Here is a 16,587-nt window from a genome sequence, read left to right on the forward strand (position 1 = left end):
GATGCGCATCAACTACAACGGTCCGAAGGACCGGATCTTCGACGGCGTCAACATCGTGCTGCTGCTGGGGTTCGCGACCCTGACGATCCTGCCGTTCCTCTACGTGCTCGCCGCCTCATTCGCCTCCGAGTCGGAGATCGCCGCCCGGCCTTTCTTCCTGTGGCCGAACGACCCGTCACTGGAGACCTACCGCTACATCTTCTCGACCGACACGTTCATCCGCTCGCTGCTGGTGACGATCGGCGTGACGGCGGTGGGCACGCTGGTCCAGATAAGCCTCACTCTCCTGATGGCCTACCCGTTGTCGGATCCGAAGCTCGTGGGCCGTGGGCTGATCATGCGCCTGGTGCTCTTCGCGATGCTGTTCTCCGGAGGCATGATCCCGCTGTTCCTCGTGGTCAAATCGCTGGGGCTGCTCGATTCGTACTGGGCGCTGATCCTGCCGCTGGCCATCAACCCCTTCAACCTGATCGTGGTCCGCACGTTCTTCCAGCAGCTGCCCCACGAACTGCGGGAAGCCGCCGAGATCGACGGGGCTCACGAGTTCACGACGTTCTGGCGGATCATGCTGCCGCTGTCGAAGCCGGTCATCGCGACCTTCTCGTTGTTCTACGCGGTCGCGATCTGGAACGACTTCATGTCGCCGCTGCTGTACATCTCCGACAGCTCGAAGTGGACCCTGCAGATGTTCGTCCGGCAGGTGACGATCTCGACGGATCCCTCCACCACCATCGGCAATCTCGACCCGAACTACGTCCCGCCCGCCGAGGGGCTGAAGTTCGCGGTCATCGTCATCGCGACGCTGCCCATCATGTGCGTCTATCCGTTCCTCCAGAAGCACTTCGCGAAAGGAGTGATGATCGGCTCCGTGAAGGGATGAGGCCAGGACGCCATGCTGTCCGCTCCCGGGCACCGCCCGGCGTCCGTTCGCCGTAGAGCCCCTCTCCCTGCAGCCCCACAGCCACCAGTCCACCGGCCCTCCGTGAAACGTCCGCCCCCATCCCTGTTCTCCCCGTCCCCGGAATGTCCCTCCCTTGATCGGAGCAATGATGCAGATCAGACGAGCAACCCGAGCCGCTGCAGCGGCAGTCCTGACCCTCCCGCTGGCCGTGGGATCCGCAGCGTCCGCCCTCGCCGGCACCGCCCCGTCGGTCACTTCCTCCCCCTCGGCCACCTCACCGGCGGCTCCGGCCCCGTCGGGAGCCGGGATGACGCCCGGCCGGACCTCCGGCCCACCCCGCGACGCCGAGCGCCTCGACCGTGCACCGGTCGCCGTCGCCTCCGACGAGGGGACGTTCCTCAGCTGGCGCCTGCTGGGTGATGAGTCGATGGATACGGCCTTCCACGTCTACCGCGACGGACAGCGCCTGACGGACGAGCCGATCACGGACTCGACGAACTACGTCGACGCCGAAGGCACCGCCGAGTCGGTCTATCGCCTCGCGCTCGAACGCCCGTCAGGGGAGGTCTGGGCGAGCGAAGAGTTCACCACCTGGCAGGACCAGCACACCGACATCCCGCTGGACAAGCCCACCGGCGGCACCACGCCCGACGGCGTCGACTACGAGTACCGCGCCAACGACGTGATGATCGGCGACCTCGATGGGGACGGCGAGCTCGAGTACGTCGTGAAGTGGGACCCGACGAACTCCCAGGACAATTCGCGGGACGGCCACACGGGCAACGTCCACCTCGACGCCTACGAGCTCGACGGCACTCAGCTGTGGCGCATCGACCTCGGTGTCAACATCCGCGCCGGGGCCCACTACAGCCAGCCCCAGGTCTACGACCTCGACTCCGACGGGAGCGCCGAGGTGATCGTGAAGACGGCCGACGGCACCACCGACGGCGCCGGCACCGTGATCGGCGACGCCCAGGCGGACTACCGCGATGCCGCCGGTCGCATCCTCGAGGGTCCGGAGTACCTCACCGTCTTCGACGGGCAGGAGGGCACGACGGTCGACACGATCGATTACACCCCGCCCCGCGGCGATCTCGAGGACTGGGGCGACGACTACGGCAACCGGGCCGACCGGTTCCTCTCAGGGGTGGGCTACTTCGACGGCAAGCACCCCTCGGTGTTCTTCGCCCGCGGCTACTACACCCGCGCCGCCATCGCCGCCTACGACTTCGACGGCACTAACCTGACGCAGCGCTGGATGTTCGACTCCGACGATGCCGGCAACGAGGACTACGCAGGCCAGGGCAACCACAACCTCGCCGTGGCCGACGTCGACGGCGACCACCGCGACGAGATCGTCTACGGCTCCGCGACCATCGACGACGACGGCACCGGACTGTACTCCACCGGCCTCGGCCACGGGGACGCGATGCACGTCAGCGACTTCGACCCCAGCCGCGACGGCCTCGAGGTGTTCGCCGTGCACGAGGACATGAGTGCCAGCGGCAACGTCGGGGCGACCTTCCGCGACGCCGCCACCGGAGAGGTGCTGTGGTCGGTGCCGGCCCAGACCGACACCGGCCGCGGAGCCATGGCGGACATCGATCCCCGCTACGAGGGCGCCGAGGGCTGGAACGTCGGCCAGGACGCCGAGTGGGACTCGCCCCAGGGCTCGCTGCGCTCGGCGAGCGGTGACCTGATCGGCACCGACATCCCCGCCGCGAACTTCACCGCCCTCTGGGACGGCGACCTCAGCAGCGAGATCGTCGACCACGAGTTCGACGACACCACCCGCACGGGCGATCCCGTCGTCTACGAGTGGGACTACGAGAACGGCCGGGAAGTGCCGATCTTCGAACCCGACGGCGTGGTCACCAACAACGACACCAAGGGCAACCCGGCGCTGCAGGCGGACGTGCTGGGGGACTGGCGGGAGGAGCTGCTCTACCGCACGGACGACTCCACCGCGCTGCGCCTGTTCACGACCACCGATCCCACCGAGCACCGGCTGCGCACGCTGCTGTCCGATCCCACGTACCGCCTGGCGATCGCGTGGCAGAGCGTGGGCTACAACCAGCCGCCGCACACCGGCTACTTCCTCGGTGAGGGCATGGAGACCCCACAGGCCCCGAAGCTGAAGTACACGACCCCCGCGGAGAAGCCCGAGCGGGTCTCGGCACCGGGCCAGGCGAGGAAGGACCGATGAGCGACCGCGTCCGCCTGCGATGGATCGACTCCCGTCCGACGCACCAGGCACCTGTCCCCGTCCAATGGGGCGTGCCCTGGCCCCGCGGCACGCTCACCGATCCCGGCACCATGGTTCTCCGCGAGAGCGGCGAGACCGGCTCCACGCCCGCCCCGGCCGACACGTGGGTGACCGCGCGCTGGCCCGACGGGTCGGTGAAGTGGAGCGGACACGCCGCGCTCGCCGGCGGGGGAGAGGACCTGGAGCTGGTTCCCGCAGGCTCAGGCACGACGGTGGCCGGCGGCCTCGGCACGACGGACCCCGCAGGCCCTGAGGCTCCCGAGGTCGCCACTGTCCTGTCCATCACCGAAGCCGACGGCGAGATCACCGTGGACACCGGGGCGATGCGGCTCGAGGTCGCCGCGCACCCCGAGGCGCCGATCCGGCGCCTGCTGATCGACGGTCACGAGGTCGGTGTGGACGGCCGGATCGTCGCCTCCTCGACCACCAGCGCGGACCCGTCGGCCCCACGTCGCTCCCATACGGTGCGCACCACCGGCGTGGCCGTGGAGCGATCCGGCGCGGTCCAAGCCGTGCTCCGCCTCGAGGGCCACCACGAGGTCGACGGCCAGCAGGTGCTGCCGTTCATCCTGCGCCTGTACGCCACCGCCGGCTCCACCCGACTGCGGGCCGTGCACACGGTCATCTGGGACGCCGATCCGCAGCAGCTGTTCCTCACCTCGCTCGGTCTGCAGCTCGGCGTCCCCCTGCGGGCCGCAGCGTACGACCGGCACGTGCGCCTGGCCGGTTCCGAGGGTGGCTTCCTCACCGAGGCGGTCCAGGGCATCACGGGGCTGCGCCGTGACCCCGGACCGGAGGTGCGTGCCGCACAGATCGCCGGTCGCCCCACCCCGCCGCTGGAGACCTGGGCGCCGGAGGTCAGCCAGCGCCTGCGCTACGTCCCCTGCTGGGATGAGTGGACCGTGCGCCAGCCCACGGAGAACGGCTACGTCGTCTCCAAGCGCACCGACGCCGATCACCCATGGGTGCGCTGCGGCGGGGGCGGGCGCAGCGCGGGATACGCGTATGTCGGCGACATCCATGGAGGCATCGGGCTGGGCCTGCGGGACTTCTGGAAGCTGATCCCCACCCAGCTCGACGTCACCGGGGCCCGTGGCGACCGCGCCGAGCTGACGGCGTGGCTGTACGCACCCACCGCCGAGCCCATGGACCTGCGCTTCTACCACGACGGACTCGGTCAGGACACCCACGCCCAGCAGCTCGACGCCCTCGAGATCACCTATGAGGACTACGAGCCCGGATTCGGGGACGCCCGCGGCATCGCGCGCACCCACGAACTCGTCCTGGACGCCTTCGCGGCCACCCCGTCGGCCCCCGAGCTCTCCGCCCTCGCGGCTGCCAGTGCGCTGCCACCGCAGCTCGCTGTCACGCCGCAGCGCCTGCATGATGCCCGGGTGCTGGGAACCTGGGCGCCGGTGGACCGCTCCACGCCCCAGCGGGCCCACCTCGAGGATCGTCTCGTGTTCCTGCGCGAGTTCTACCGGGACCAGGTCGACCAGCGGGGCTGGTACGGCTTCTGGGACTACGGCGACGTCATGCACTCCTACGACCGAGACCGGCACACGTGGCGGTACGACGTGGGCGGATTCGCCTGGGACAACTCCGAGCTCTCCCCGGACCTGTGGCTGTGGACGGACTTCGTGCGCAGCGGTGACGCCACGGCCTACCGTCTCGCTGAAGCGATGACACGGCACACCGGTGAGGTCGACCAGTACCACCTGGGCCGCTTCGCCGGCCTCGGCACCCGGCACAACGTGCAGCACTTCGGGTGCAGCGCCAAGCAGCTGCGCGTCTCCAGCGCCGTCTACCGCCGTCACTTCTACTTCCTCACGGCCGACGAGAGGGTGGGCGAGCTGCTCGACGAGGTCGCGGAATCCGAGGAGGCTCTGCTGCGGGTCGACGCGACCCGCAAGGTCCGCTCGGACGCGTACGACCCCGACCGCCGGGCCCTGGCGATCGGCCTGGGCACGGATCTCGGGGCGCTGCTGGGAGCCTGGCTGGCCGCGTGGGAGCGCCACGGCGATGCCGAGGCCGAGCAGAAGCTGCGCAGCGCCCTGGCCGGGATCGGCCGGCTGCCGCAGGGCTTCTTCACCGGGGAAGCACTGTGGGACCTCGAGACCCGCCGCTTCGACACTGAGCGCGACCGGGTCTCGGTCTCCCACCTCGCCGCCGTGTTCGGCCTGGTCGAAGTGGTCTCTGAGCTCCTCGAGCTGATCGAGGACGAGGGTTTCGCCCGGGCGTGGGACGAGTACTGCCGCTACTACCTCGCGCCGCCCGAGGAACAGGCCGAGCGCTTCGGGGCACCGCTGACCGGCATCTCGTTGATCCCCGCCTACAGCCGCCTGCTGGCCGCGCACGCCGCGGCCACGGGGGATGAGGACGCGGCCCACCGCGCCTGGGATGCCTTCCTGCTCGGCCGCGGCGACCAGGTCAACACCGATTCCATGGTGGGCCAGCCGCGCTGGGACATCACCCACGTGGACGGCCCCACGGTGCTCGAACCCGTCGACGAGGCGGTGTTCCTCGGCACGAACGGCGCCGCGCAGTACGGGCTCTCCTCCATCGCGAACCTCGCTCTGATCGGCGACCACATGCCCGAGCGGATCCCGTATCTCGAGGAGGAGGGGCCGAGCCCGGCGTACGGTGGCCCGGCCTCCGGAGACCACGGGAGCCCGCGATGACCTACCACCTCGCCGGGGACTCGACCGTGGCGGCGTGCCCGCCCGAGGAGTATCCGATGTCGGGATGGGGCCCGTGCCTGGCCAGCCAGGTCGACACCCCGGTGCACAATTACGCCCGCGGCGGAGGCACCACCGAATCCTGCCTGCAGCAGTACTGGGACGACCTGCTCGCCGAGGTCGCAGTGGGCGACACGGTGGTTATCCAGTTCGGCCACAACGACCAGAAGCAGCCCGAGCTGCTCGCTGCGCGCGGCGGGTACACCCAGCGCCTGCGCCGAATGACCGCCGACGTCCACCACCAGGGAGCCGTTGCCGTGCTCTGCACTCCGGTGGAGCGCCGCCATTTCGAACAGGGGCGCATCCTCGGCACGCATGGCGAGTATCCCGACGCAGTGCGGGATCTCGCGGCAGAGCTCGAGGCTCCCCTGATCGACCTGCAGGTGTTCACTGCGTGGCTGTACGAGGACCGCGGCGCCGAGGACTCGATGCGGCTGCTCAGCCACTACCCGCCGGGGATGTACCCGCAGACGTACCCGGACGGTCTCGCCGACAACACGCATTTCAGTCTGCTGGGTGCCCGTACGGTCGCTGCTTTCGTGGCCCGCAGTCTGCGCGCGATCGAGCGGCCGGGCCAGCGGAGCGCCGTCCCCGACCCGAGCAAGGAGACCCGATGACCCTCACCCCTGACCATCCCCGTCCTGGCGACCCGCTCCCCGACCTCGACACCCTGCTGACCACCACGGACGCCCGAAGCCCCTCCCGCTGCTGCTTCCTGCTCCACGTGCGCCCCGAGCGGCTGGCCGAGTACGTAGAGGTCCACCAGCGGGTATGGGAGGAGATGCGCGAGGCCCTCACCGCGGCCGGGTGGCGCAACTACTCCCTGTTCCTGCGGCCGGAGGACGGCATGGTCGTCGGCTACTTCGAGGCCGACGACGTCGACGCCGCCCAGGACGCCATCGCCCGCACCGACGTGGCCGCCCGCTGGGAGGAGACGATGGGGGAGTACTTCGCCCCCGGCGGCGGCGACAAGCAGGTCCTCCCGCAGTACTTCTACCTGCCCTGACGCCCGCCGCAGGCGCCGCGGCGACCACCCGCGACCCCCTGGGATCCCGGCCCGAAGACCCGGGCTCCCGCCCCGAGCACTCGAAGGAGAGACATGCCGGATGACGACCGAGCCGCGACGGACGTCGCCGGGCCCCGGCCCGGAACCGTCCACGGCTGGAAGGCGACCATCGCCGTGGCGATGTCGAACTACATCGAAGCCGGTTCCATCATCGCCCTGGCCACCAGCCTCACCCTGTGGCAGGAGTTCTTCGGCTTCTCCGACTGGACCGTCGGCCTGGTCGCCGCGCTGTCGGCCAACGCGTTCGGCGCCGCGATCGGTGCCGCGATCGGCGGTCCGCTCGGTGACCGCTACGGCCGGAAGTTCATCTACACCTACGACCTGGTGCTCTACATGGTCGGCACCCTGCTGGTCGTGTTCGCCACCCAGGCATGGATGCTCGTGGTGGGCGTGGTCCTGACCGGCATCGCCGTCGGCGCCGGAGTCCCCGTCGCCTGGACCTACATCGCCGAGCAGGCACCCCGGCTGCGGCGCGCACGGCACGTGGGCACCGCCCAGCTCGCCTGGTCGCTGGGCCCCGCCGTGGTGTTCGCGATCGCCACCGCGCTGGTCCCCCTCGGTGTGCTCGGAACCCGGATCGTCTTCGCCCACCTCTTCGTGATCGCCCTGGTCACCTGGTGGGTGCGGCGCGGCCTGGCGGAATCGACGATCTGGACGGCGCAGAAGGACGATCGCGACGCGGCCACCGCGCGGGGCGAGACCGTGCGGCATCGGGGGCTGCGCGAGCTCCTCTCCCACCCCCGCAACGTCAAGGCCCTGCTGTTCCTCATCGGCGTCTACACCCTGTGGAACACCGTGGCCGGCCAGATGGGCATCTTCATGCCCCGGGTGTATCAGACAGCCGGTGTCGAGAACCCCGCGAACCAGAACCTGCTGCAGGTGCTGCTGTGGACCATGACGGTCGTGGCCACCTACTTCGGATTCATGCTGCTGGGGGACAGGATCGACCGGCGCCTGCTGTACGGCATCGGCGCCGCGCTGGGGATCATCGCCTGGGTTCTGCTGGTCTTCACCCACGTCACGATGCCTTTGCTGATCATGTTCGCCGTGATCTGGGGCGTCTCCGCCGGCATCGGCGCCCAGGCGTTCTATGCCCTGTGGACGGCCGAGATGTTTGCGACGCCCTACCGCGCCAGCGCCCAGGGCGTGCTGTTCTTCATCGCCCGCATCGCCGTGGGACTGCTGAGCTACTTCTTCCCGACGCTGCTGGCGCTGCAGGGCGTGGCATTCGTCGGCACGATCATGATCGTGCTGCTGGTCGGCTCGCTGCTGATCGGGGTGATCGGGGCGCCGGACACGCGCGGCAAGAGCCTCGAGCAGATCGAGGAAGAACGCTACGGAGCGCGGGTCCAGCCATGAGAATGCCCAGTGAGGCGCGGGCCGCGCAGCGTCCCGCCGAGAGGAGACAGTGACCGTGAACACCACGTCGACGCAGGTCATCAACCGCAACGGAGCCTGGTGCTGGTTCCAGGACGAACGCGCCCTGGTCGATGCCGAGAAGGGGTTCCTGGTCGTCGGCTCGGTCGCCTCCGGCGGCGGCGAGCACGGCCACCGGCGCGGGGGAGATGTGGATCTGACGGTCGTGGACCTGGCCTCCCGGCGGGCCGACGTCGTCACTCTGCACCCCGGCCTGGAGGCCGATGACCACAACGCCCCCGCGCTGTTCCACCGGCCCGACGGCCGCTGGCTCGCCGTCTACACCCGGCACAAGAGCGACCCCTTCACCCGCTGGCGGGTGAGCGCCCCGGGCGACCCCACCACGTGGGGTGAGGAGCGGACCTTCGACTGGAGCGAGCACACCGCGGGCGGCGGCGTCACGTACTCCAACCTGCGCGAGGTCGACGGCCGCCTGTACTGCTTCGCCCGGGCCGTGAACGACGATCCCTGCGCCCTGGTCTCCACCGACCACGGAGAGAGCTGGCAGTACGCGGGCCGGCTCGTCGGCCGCCCCAAGATCGGCTACGTCAACGGCTACGCCCGCTACGCGGACGGGCAGCGCGGCCTGCACCTCCTGGTCACCGACCACCACCCGCGCGACCACGACAACTCGATCTACCACGGCTATCTCTCCGGCGGCCGGCTCCACGACAGCCGGGGCCGCGCGCTGGAGTCCCCGCTGCTGAGCGAGCCCGCCCCGGATCAGGCGCTGCTGACCACGGTCCTGGAGGCCGGCACCGAGCTCGGCGGCGCACGCCTCAGCCACGCGTGGACCACAGACCTCCGCGAGGCCGACGGGACGCTCGCCGCCGTGATGACGGCCCGCGCCGACCACGTGGCAGCGCCCGATGGCTCGGATCTCGGCCGCAACGTCGAGGTCCCCGACCTGCGGTTCGTCTACGCCCGCCTCGGGGCTGACGGGACCTGGAGCACCTCGCCGCTGGCCAAGGCAGGCCCCGGACTGCTGCCTCACGAGCAGGACTACACCGGCCTGGCCGCGATCGATCCCTACGACGTCGATACCGTCGTCATCTCCACGCCCATCGACCCGCGCGATGACGCCCGCCTCGCCCGGCGCGAGCTGTTCGAGGGACGCACCGAGGACGAGGGCCGCAGCTGGCGATGGACCCCGCTCACCCGGGACTCCGAGGTCGACAACCTGCGCCCGATCATCGCCCCCGGCGACCCGGAGACCACGCATCTGCTGTGGTTCCGCGGCGACATGCGCTCCTCACAGGACTACGACTGCGAGATCGCCCTGCGCAGCACACCACGGCGCCGCGCGAGGTCCGAGGAATCGGCTCCCGCCGCGGAGACCGCTACCGCGGAGACCGCCACCGCGGAGACCGCTACCGCGGAGACGGCCATGGTCGCGCGGCTCAGCACGCTGCGCGGCCACGCCACCTGGGACGAGGCCGGGCAGGACGCCCAGCGCGCCTGGGAGGCCCCGTACGGGCCCGCCGAGCAGTGGCCGCTCACCGTGGAGGACCGCCTCCTGCCCGGGCCGCACGGCCGGGTGCCGGTGCGGCTGTACACCCCGCAGGCCCCGGCCACCGGCCCACGCCCCTGCCTGGTGTGGCTGCACGGCGGCGCCTTCGTCCACGGCGACCTCGACATGCCCGAGGGCGACCACGTGGCGCGCGGCGTCGCCGGCCGGGCCGACGCGGTCGTGGTCTCCGTCGACTACCGCCTGTGCGATCAGCCCGACGGCACACCCGCGCGGGAGTTCCCCGACGGTCCCGGCCCCGTCCATGCCCCGATCCCGCTGGACGATGCGTGCGCGGCCATGGCGTGGGTCCGGGAGAACGCCGAGAGCGTCGGCATCGACCCGGCCCGGATCGCGATCGGCGGTGCCAGCGCGGGCGGTGCCCTGGCCGCGACCGCGTCGCTCCGGCTGGCCGAGGAAGGCGCACCACCGGCGGCGTCCCTGCTGATGTACCCGGTGGCGCATCCGCTGATGCCGGAGGCGACCCCCGAGGAGGCCGAGGCGCTCGCCGCCACGCCGGAGATGCTCAGGTTCCCGCCCGAGAGGATGCGGGAGATGTCCGAGAACTATCTCGGCGGGCCGCTGCCGGAGGCGAGCCCGTACGAGTTCACAGGACTGGCGAGCCGCGAGCAGCTGGCCGTGCTGCCCCGCACCTACCTCGAGGCCGACGAGTTCGACGACCTGCGCCTCAGCGCCCGCCGCTACGCCGAGCAGCTGCGCGAGGCCGGGGTCGACGTCGAGTACGTCGTCCGTCGCGGCGTCTCCCACGGGCATCTGAACAAGGTGGGCCTGCCGCAGGCCTTCGCCTCGATGGACGCGATGGCCCGGCTCCTCGAGGAGCTGTGAGCGGTGCGGCGCCGCACGCTAGGCAGCCGGCGCCGCGATCCGTCGGCCCCACAGGGACGCGAGCAGGTACGGCGGGACGGACAGACCGCATGCCAGCGTGATCGGCGCCAGCAGCCACAGCGGGCACAGCGCGATGATCACCGCCGGCGCCAGCAGCGCCCGCCCGAGCCTCGTGGCCAGGGCGCGGGTCGCTGCCAGGGTGAGCTCGGAGCGCGTCGCGCCAGCATCCGAAGCCAGGGCGACGTACGCGCTGATCCAGGCCAGCAGCACCCAGAGCACCGGCACCAGCAGTCCCACCAGGAAGGTGCGGGGAGCCGGGTCCAGGGTCGTCACCAGCGCGCCGTTGCCGAGGACGGCGAGGAGCAGCAGCCATGACCCGGCGGTGACAGGCAGGTCGCGCTGCCAGGTCACCGCCACGTGCTTCAGCACCGAGCGGAACGCCGAGTCCTGGTGCTCGTCCATCCCGGTCAGCACGCGCGCGGCGCCGGCCAGGCCGGGCACCAGGGCCAGCACGCTCAGCGCCGCCAGCAGGGCGGCCCAGTTCGCGGCGATCACCGCGGCGGGCACGACGAAGAAGCGGACCAGCCCGTGATAGGTCGCGGCCGGACGGGCGCTCACTTGATCCCCGAGGCGGCGAAGCCCTGGACGAAGTAGCGCTGGAAGACCAGGAACAGCACGATCATCGGGACCGCCGCCATGGTCGTGCCGGCCATCAGCAGATGCCACTCTGTCGCGGCCTCGTCCCGGAAGGAGGAGATCCCCACCTGGATCACGCGCAGATTGTCGGAGGAGGTCACCAGCAGCGGCCACAGGAAGTTGTTCCATCCCGCCTCGAAGCTCAGCAGCGCCACCGTGAGCAGGCCCGGCTTGATCAGCGGCGTGATGATGCGGGCGTAGATGCCCAGCTCCCCGACGCCGTCGATCCGTGCCGCCTCGATCAGCTCGCTCGGGGTCGAGACGTAGAACTGGCGGAACAGGAACACCATGAAGGGGGAGACGGCACCGGGGACGATCAGTGCCCACCAGGTGTCGATCCAGCCGGTCCCGCCCTGTCCCAGGAGCGAGTTCCCGCCGAACAGCGGCATGTGGCGGGCGATGAGGAAGACGGGGATGACTGTCGCGTAGAAGGGGATCATGATGCACGCGACCATCCAGCCGAACACGTACTTCGAGAACCGGAACGTGAGCTTCGCGAGCGCGTAGCCGCAGGCCGAGGCGAACACGACGTTCAGCACGGCGGCGCTGGTGGCCAGGATGAGGCTGTTGCGCGCATAGATGGCGAACGGTGCCTGGGAGAGGGCGTCGGTGAAGTTCGCCGGCCGCAGATCCTGGGGGATGAGCGGCATCGGCATCTTGGCCAGCTCACTGGGATCCCGCACCGAGGACAGTGCCATCCACAGGAACGGGGCGGCCATCACCAGCGACGAGACGATCAGGAACGCCAGGATCAGGCCATTGGCGAGCGTCTTCTGCCGCCGCAGGCTCGCCTGCCTGCCCGGTGCTCGACCGGTGGTGGGCGGGGCCGGCGCGGGAGCCGGACCGGGAGCGGGGGTGATCGTCTCAGTCGCCATCAGAACCTCCGACGATGCGGCGGGAGAGGAAGGTCAGCACGACCAGCAGCAGCAGGAGCACGACCGACTGCGCGCTGGCCAGGCCCATCCGGAACTCCTGGAAAGCCGTCTGGTAGATGCGGTAGGTGACCACGGACGTCGCGTTCGCCGGGCCGCCCTCGGTGAGGATGTAGATCAGATCGAAGGTCTGGAAGTTCGCGATGATCGAGGTGACCAGGATGAAGAAGGTCGCCGGGCGCAGCATCGGGATGGTCAGCCGGAAGAACTTCTGGACGAAGCCGGCTCCGTCGATGTCGGCGGCCTCGTACATCTCCTGGTTGATGCCCTGGAGCGCGGCGAGGTAGATGAGCATCTTCAGCCCGATGCCCTGCCAGATCGTCACCAGGATCACCGCGGGCAGGGCGAGGCTCGGATCGGTGAGGAACGGCAGCGGCTGGATGCCGATCAGGCCCAGCACGGTGTTCATCAGCCCGCTCTCCGAGGGCGAGTAGATCCACAGCCAGATCATCGCCACGGCCACGGTCGCGGTGATGTGGGGCAGGAAGATCATCACCCGGAAGATGCCCTGGGCCGGCATCGCCCGGTTCAGCAGCACCGCGAAGACCAGGGCCAGGAACATCGAGATCGGGATCCCGACGCCGGCGATCACGATGTTGTGCATGATCGAGCGCCAGAACAGCGTGTCCGAGAGGATCCTCGCGTAGTTCTCCAGGCCGACGAAGCGGGCGCTGGTGATCACGTCGTACGAGGTGAAGCTGAGAACCGTGGCGACGATGATCGGGATGCCGATCCACAGCAGGGTGTGCAGCGTCGCGGGGGCCGCCAGCAGCATCCCCCAGCGGGCCTCGGCGCTGCGCGGCCCCGTCCGCCGGGACGTCGGGCGGGTGGCGTGCTTCGTCGCAGCGGGGTCGGGGGTCGGGGCGGTGAGCGTGGCGTGCGTCATCTCAGAGCTGTCCGATCGCGTCGTCGCAGAGGGTCTGGATGTCCGAGAGCATCTTCGTGACGCTCTTGCGCCCGGTGAGACAGCCCTGGATGTGGGGTTCGAGGTTGCCGCGGATCGCCATCCAGGCGGCGGAGCCGCCCTCGGCTGCGCCTGCGCGCTCGAGATTCTCCAGCGCGAAGGTCGAGAGATGGTTCGAGGCGATCTCCGGGGTCGCGGGGATGTCCGGGGTCGGGGGGATCTTCGCGGTGGCGGCGTTGCCCTGGGCGAGCATCTCCGGGCTCATCAGGTGTTTGACCAGTGCCGACGCGACGGGCTGGTTCTCCGTCAGCCGGCTCACCGAGACCATCGTCCCGCCCTGGAACATCACCGGATCGACGCCCTGGGCGCCGGGCAGCAGGAACATGCCGACCGCGCCGTCCTCGGTCAGCTCCGGCGTCATCTCCGCCCACTGGTTCCAGATGCCGGTGCTGACCAGCTGCATCGCGGCCCTGCCCTGCTGGAAGGGGGAGGGCTGACCCTCGGCGGCCTGCAGGCTGTAGTCGACCGAGCCATCGGCCATCCGGTCGAGGATCCACTGCGTGCACAGCGCGCCGGGCTCCTCGGTCATCATCGTGGTCAGGCCGTCCTCGCTGAACTGCCGCCCTCCGAAGGCGTAGAGCAGATGGATCCAGGCCTGGCGGATGCTGGTGGTCAGCAGATCCAGGCCCACCACTCCGTCGCCGGTCAGCTCCTGGGCCGCCAGGGCGAGTTCGTCGAGGTCGCGGGGCGGTTCGGTGATCCCGCGCGCCTCGAACAGCTCCGGGTCGTAGACCAGGAAGCGGCAGTCCAGCCCGACGGGCAGCGAGTAGTGGCCCCCGTCGTAGGTCGTCGCGATCAGCACCGAAGGATCCAGGCCCAGGCTCTCGACGTAGTCGGTCGGGATCTGGCCGAGGATGTTCTTGTGGGCGAACGGCGGGGTCCATCCCACCCCGGACATGATCACGTCCGGCACGAGACCACCGGCGATCGAGGTGGACAGCTTCTCGTTGAGCTTGTCCCAATCCGTCTGGTCGACGACCACGTCGACTCCGGGGTGCGCCGCGGTGAAAGCTCCGATCATGTCGTCGAACTGAGGTCGGGCATCTCCGACGAAATCGGGGGTGACGAGCTTGATGCTGCCCGAGAGCTCGGCATCGTCGGCGCTGAAATCTATCGGTCCCTGAGCGAAGGAGTCCGGGTCCGCTCCGCAGGCCGCGGCGCCCAGGCCCATGGCCGAGGCACCCGATCCGGCCAGGAGCGTTCGGCGTGACAACATCGTCGCGGTCCTCTCATCGGCGAACAGGTGGTCACCGGTCCCGCGGGATCCGGGACGGCTGGCCGTTGCCGTCCGCGCGGTCCTCGCACGACCCGTGCGCGGCTCCCGTGGCGGTCGGCTACGACCGTCTGCTCCACCTGCTCCGGTGTGAAGCGGGACACGCGCCCGGCTACCCTCCGATGTTTGACCGTTACCGGCTTGTGATTGCCACAAGTTGCCCCGGTGTCCGATAGGCCGCGCCGAGGCCTCAGGCCCCGAGCAGGCGCTCGACGTAAGCGTTCGTGAACTTCCGGCCCGGATCGAGCCGGTCGCGCAGGGCGAGGAAGTCCGGCAGGCGCGGGTACTGCGCCCGCACGGTCTCAGGATCCAGGGTGAACACCTTGCCCCAGTGCGGGCGCGGTGCGAACGGGGCCAGGCGCTCCTCGATCTCCGGGAGCAGTGCGTCCACCTCTGCCGGCAGCTGCTTCCACGTGAAGTGCACGCACGCGCTGTCGCGCTGGTAGGCGGGGGAGAGCCAGAGCTCGTCGGCCGCGACGGTGCGCACCTCCGAGGCGTGCAGCAGAGGACGGATCCGCTCACCCAGCTCCGTCACGGCGGCCAGCGCCTCGCCCACCTGCTCGCGCGGGATGAGGTACTCCGACTGGATCTCCTCCCCGTTGCTCGGGGTGAACTCGAGCCGGAAATGGGGCAGGCGTTCATGGGACGGGCCGGGCTCGCCGGTCTGGTCGGTGGTGAAGTCCGCCGGCATGCCCGGCAGCGGGTGGACGGCCTCCAGGGCGCGCCGGCCACCGAGCCACGTATCGGGCAGCGGATCCTCGACGGCGGCGGACTGCTTGACCCAGGCCTGGGCGATGCGGCCGTCCCAGTGGTGGAACAGGCTCACGCTGTACCCGCCGGCGAGCATGGCCAGCAGATCCGCCGATCCCATCCGCTCCTCGGGGAAGTCCAGGTGGACGCTCTGGCGCACCTCGAACGCGGGCACCAGGTCGAGGGTCAGATGCGTGGTGATGCCGAGCGAGCCGAGGGCGAGGACCACCCCGCCGAAGATCTCCGGGTCCCGCTCGCGGGTGAGCTCGAGCAGGTCGCCGTCGGCCGTGACCATCTCGATCGACCGCACCGAGGCCGCCAGCGCGCGGTTGCTGTCGCCGGAGCCGTGAGTGCCGGTCGCGCTGGCCCCCGCCACCGAGATGTGGGGGAGCGAGCCCATGTTCGCCAGCGCCCACCCGGCCTCGGCCGCTGCCAGGGCCAGCTCGCCGTAGCGGACGCCGGCGCCGACGCGCGCGGTGCCGGCCGCGGAGTCGATGTCGATGTCCGCGGGCAGCTGCGCCAGGGTCACCAGGTCCGCGTCGCTCGCCGCGATGGCGGAGAAGGAGTGCCGTGTGCCCAGCGCCCGGATCCGCGGGGAGGAGGCCACGAGCTCCCGGAGCTCCTCGAGCGATCTCGGGGCGTGCAGCGGGCCGGGACCGTAGTCGATGGTCCCCGACCAGCTCGAGCCCGGGGCCGTGAAGACCGGCTCGTGCCGGGGCTCGGGAGAGGTCATGCGCTCCACCTCGTCGTGTCGCCGGGCCGGCTCAGAAGCCCTGGCCGAGGCGGTAGAAGACCTGGTTGGTGCGCAGCTCCTGGGCGAAGGAGCGCACGGTCGTCTCCTCGTCGATGACGGCGAGCTCGAGGTCGCCGATCTGGGCGAGGTCCTGCCAGGTCTCCAGGTCCACGGCGTTGCTCATCACGGTGTGGTGGGCGGCGCCGGCGGTCAGCCAGCACTCGGCGGAGGTCGCGAAGTCCGGCGCGGGCTCCCACACGGCGCAGGCGACCGGCAGGTTCGGCAGCGCCTCGTCGGGCTCGACGACGTCGACGACGTTGGCGATCAGGCGGAAGCGTTCGCGCATGTCGCTCATGGCCACCACGACGGCCGGGCCGGCGTCGGCCGTGAACTTCAGCCGCACCGGGTCCTCCCGGTCGCCGATGCCCAGCGGGTGGATCTCCAGAAAGGGCTTCGAGGTGGTCAGCGAGGGGGAGACCTCGAGCATGTGCGCGCCGAG

The 16,587-nt window shown here is 70.4% G+C and carries 12 protein-coding genes and 1 pseudogene; 7 read left to right on the top strand and 6 right to left on the bottom strand.

Annotated features, from left to right (window positions below):
* Window position 1 precedes the first annotated feature (1 nt).
* The 7 genes from AC5020_RS11935 (at window position 2) to AC5020_RS11965 (ending at window position 10,740) form a co-directional block, all read left to right on the top strand.
* Window positions 2-880: a carbohydrate ABC transporter permease gene (locus AC5020_RS11935; protein WP_464988458.1), complete on the top strand. Its 879-nt coding sequence runs from the start codon at window positions 2-4 to the stop codon at window positions 878-880.
* Window positions 881-1,208: 328 nt separating this feature from the next.
* On the top strand, window positions 1,209-3,107 hold the full coding sequence (locus AC5020_RS11940) for a rhamnogalacturonan lyase (protein ID WP_464988459.1): 1,899 nt from the start codon (window positions 1,209-1,211) through the stop codon (window positions 3,105-3,107).
* The gene (locus AC5020_RS11945; protein ID WP_464988460.1) at window positions 3,104-5,848 is read left to right on the top strand and encodes an exo-rhamnogalacturonan lyase family protein; all 2,745 of its coding nucleotides are present in this window, start codon (window positions 3,104-3,106) and stop codon (window positions 5,846-5,848) included. Before AC5020_RS11940 ends, AC5020_RS11945 begins: the two co-directional genes overlap by 4 nt.
* Complete coding sequence (locus AC5020_RS11950) at window positions 5,845-6,522, top strand: rhamnogalacturonan acetylesterase (RefSeq protein WP_464988461.1); 678 nt, start codon at window positions 5,845-5,847, stop codon at window positions 6,520-6,522. The genes AC5020_RS11945 and AC5020_RS11950 overlap by 4 nt, the downstream gene beginning before the upstream one ends.
* Window positions 6,519-6,911, top strand: coding sequence for an L-rhamnose mutarotase (locus AC5020_RS11955; protein ID WP_464988462.1), 393 nt, complete (start codon window positions 6,519-6,521; stop codon window positions 6,909-6,911). The genes AC5020_RS11950 and AC5020_RS11955 overlap by 4 nt, the downstream gene beginning before the upstream one ends.
* 93 nt (window positions 6,912-7,004) lie before the next feature.
* Complete coding sequence (locus AC5020_RS11960) at window positions 7,005-8,330, top strand: MFS transporter (protein WP_464988463.1); 1,326 nt, start codon at window positions 7,005-7,007, stop codon at window positions 8,328-8,330.
* Between the two features lie 55 nt (window positions 8,331-8,385).
* Entirely contained in the window at window positions 8,386-10,740 is a 2,355-nt protein-coding gene (locus tag AC5020_RS11965) for an alpha/beta hydrolase fold domain-containing protein (RefSeq protein ID WP_464988464.1), read from the top strand.
* A gap of 18 nt (window positions 10,741-10,758) precedes the next feature.
* Here AC5020_RS11965 and AC5020_RS11970 read toward each other — a convergent pair whose 3' ends face one another.
* From AC5020_RS11970 to AC5020_RS11995, 6 genes and pseudogenes are all read right to left on the bottom strand, one after another.
* The gene (locus AC5020_RS11970; RefSeq protein WP_464988465.1) at window positions 10,759-11,358 is read right to left on the bottom strand and encodes a hypothetical protein; all 600 of its coding nucleotides are present in this window, start codon (window positions 11,356-11,358) and stop codon (window positions 10,759-10,761) included.
* Complete coding sequence (locus AC5020_RS11975) at window positions 11,355-12,311, bottom strand: carbohydrate ABC transporter permease (protein ID WP_464988466.1); 957 nt, start codon at window positions 12,309-12,311, stop codon at window positions 11,355-11,357. The genes AC5020_RS11970 and AC5020_RS11975 overlap by 4 nt, the downstream gene beginning before the upstream one ends.
* The gene (locus tag AC5020_RS11980; RefSeq protein WP_464988467.1) at window positions 12,301-13,254 is read right to left on the bottom strand and encodes a carbohydrate ABC transporter permease; all 954 of its coding nucleotides are present in this window, start codon (window positions 13,252-13,254) and stop codon (window positions 12,301-12,303) included. The genes AC5020_RS11975 and AC5020_RS11980 overlap by 11 nt, the downstream gene beginning before the upstream one ends.
* 1 nt (window position 13,255) lies before the next feature.
* The gene (locus tag AC5020_RS11985; RefSeq protein ID WP_464988468.1) at window positions 13,256-14,548 is read right to left on the bottom strand and encodes an ABC transporter substrate-binding protein; all 1,293 of its coding nucleotides are present in this window, start codon (window positions 14,546-14,548) and stop codon (window positions 13,256-13,258) included.
* 247 nt (window positions 14,549-14,795) lie between these two features.
* A complete protein-coding gene (locus AC5020_RS11990; protein ID WP_464988469.1) occupies window positions 14,796-16,088 on the bottom strand; it encodes a D-arabinono-1,4-lactone oxidase in 1,293 nt (430 codons plus the stop codon).
* A 31-nt stretch (window positions 16,089-16,119) separates the two neighbouring features.
* Window positions 16,120-16,587: pseudogene (locus AC5020_RS11995) on the bottom strand (L-arabinose isomerase); the annotation flags it as partial.

It is taken from the genome of Brachybacterium sp. SYSU DS0246, assembly GCF_059391765.1.

What these genes read in the sequence shown, in the direction of transcription:
- AC5020_RS11935 (WP_464988458.1), top strand. Translation starts at nt 2, where the DNA reads ATGCGCATCAACTACAACGGTCCGAAGGACCGGATCTTCGACGGCGTC.
- AC5020_RS11940 (WP_464988459.1), top strand. Translation starts at nt 1,209, where the DNA reads ATGACGCCCGGCCGGACCTCCGGCCCACCCCGCGACGCCGAGCGCCTC.
- AC5020_RS11945 (WP_464988460.1), top strand. Translation starts at nt 3,104, where the DNA reads ATGAGCGACCGCGTCCGCCTGCGATGGATCGACTCCCGTCCGACGCAC.
- AC5020_RS11950 (WP_464988461.1), top strand. Translation starts at nt 5,845, where the DNA reads ATGACCTACCACCTCGCCGGGGACTCGACCGTGGCGGCGTGCCCGCCC.
- AC5020_RS11955 (WP_464988462.1), top strand. Translation starts at nt 6,519, where the DNA reads ATGACCCTCACCCCTGACCATCCCCGTCCTGGCGACCCGCTCCCCGAC.
- AC5020_RS11960 (WP_464988463.1), top strand. Translation starts at nt 7,005, where the DNA reads ATGCCGGATGACGACCGAGCCGCGACGGACGTCGCCGGGCCCCGGCCC.
- AC5020_RS11975 (WP_464988466.1), bottom strand. Translation starts at nt 12,311, where the DNA reads ATGGCGACTGAGACGATCACCCCCGCTCCCGGTCCGGCTCCCGCGCCG.
- AC5020_RS11980 (WP_464988467.1), bottom strand. Translation starts at nt 13,254, where the DNA reads ATGACGCACGCCACGCTCACCGCCCCGACCCCCGACCCCGCTGCGACG.
- AC5020_RS11985 (WP_464988468.1), bottom strand. Translation starts at nt 14,548, where the DNA reads ATGTTGTCACGCCGAACGCTCCTGGCCGGATCGGGTGCCTCGGCCATG.
- AC5020_RS11990 (WP_464988469.1), bottom strand. Translation starts at nt 16,088, where the DNA reads ATGACCTCTCCCGAGCCCCGGCACGAGCCGGTCTTCACGGCCCCGGGC.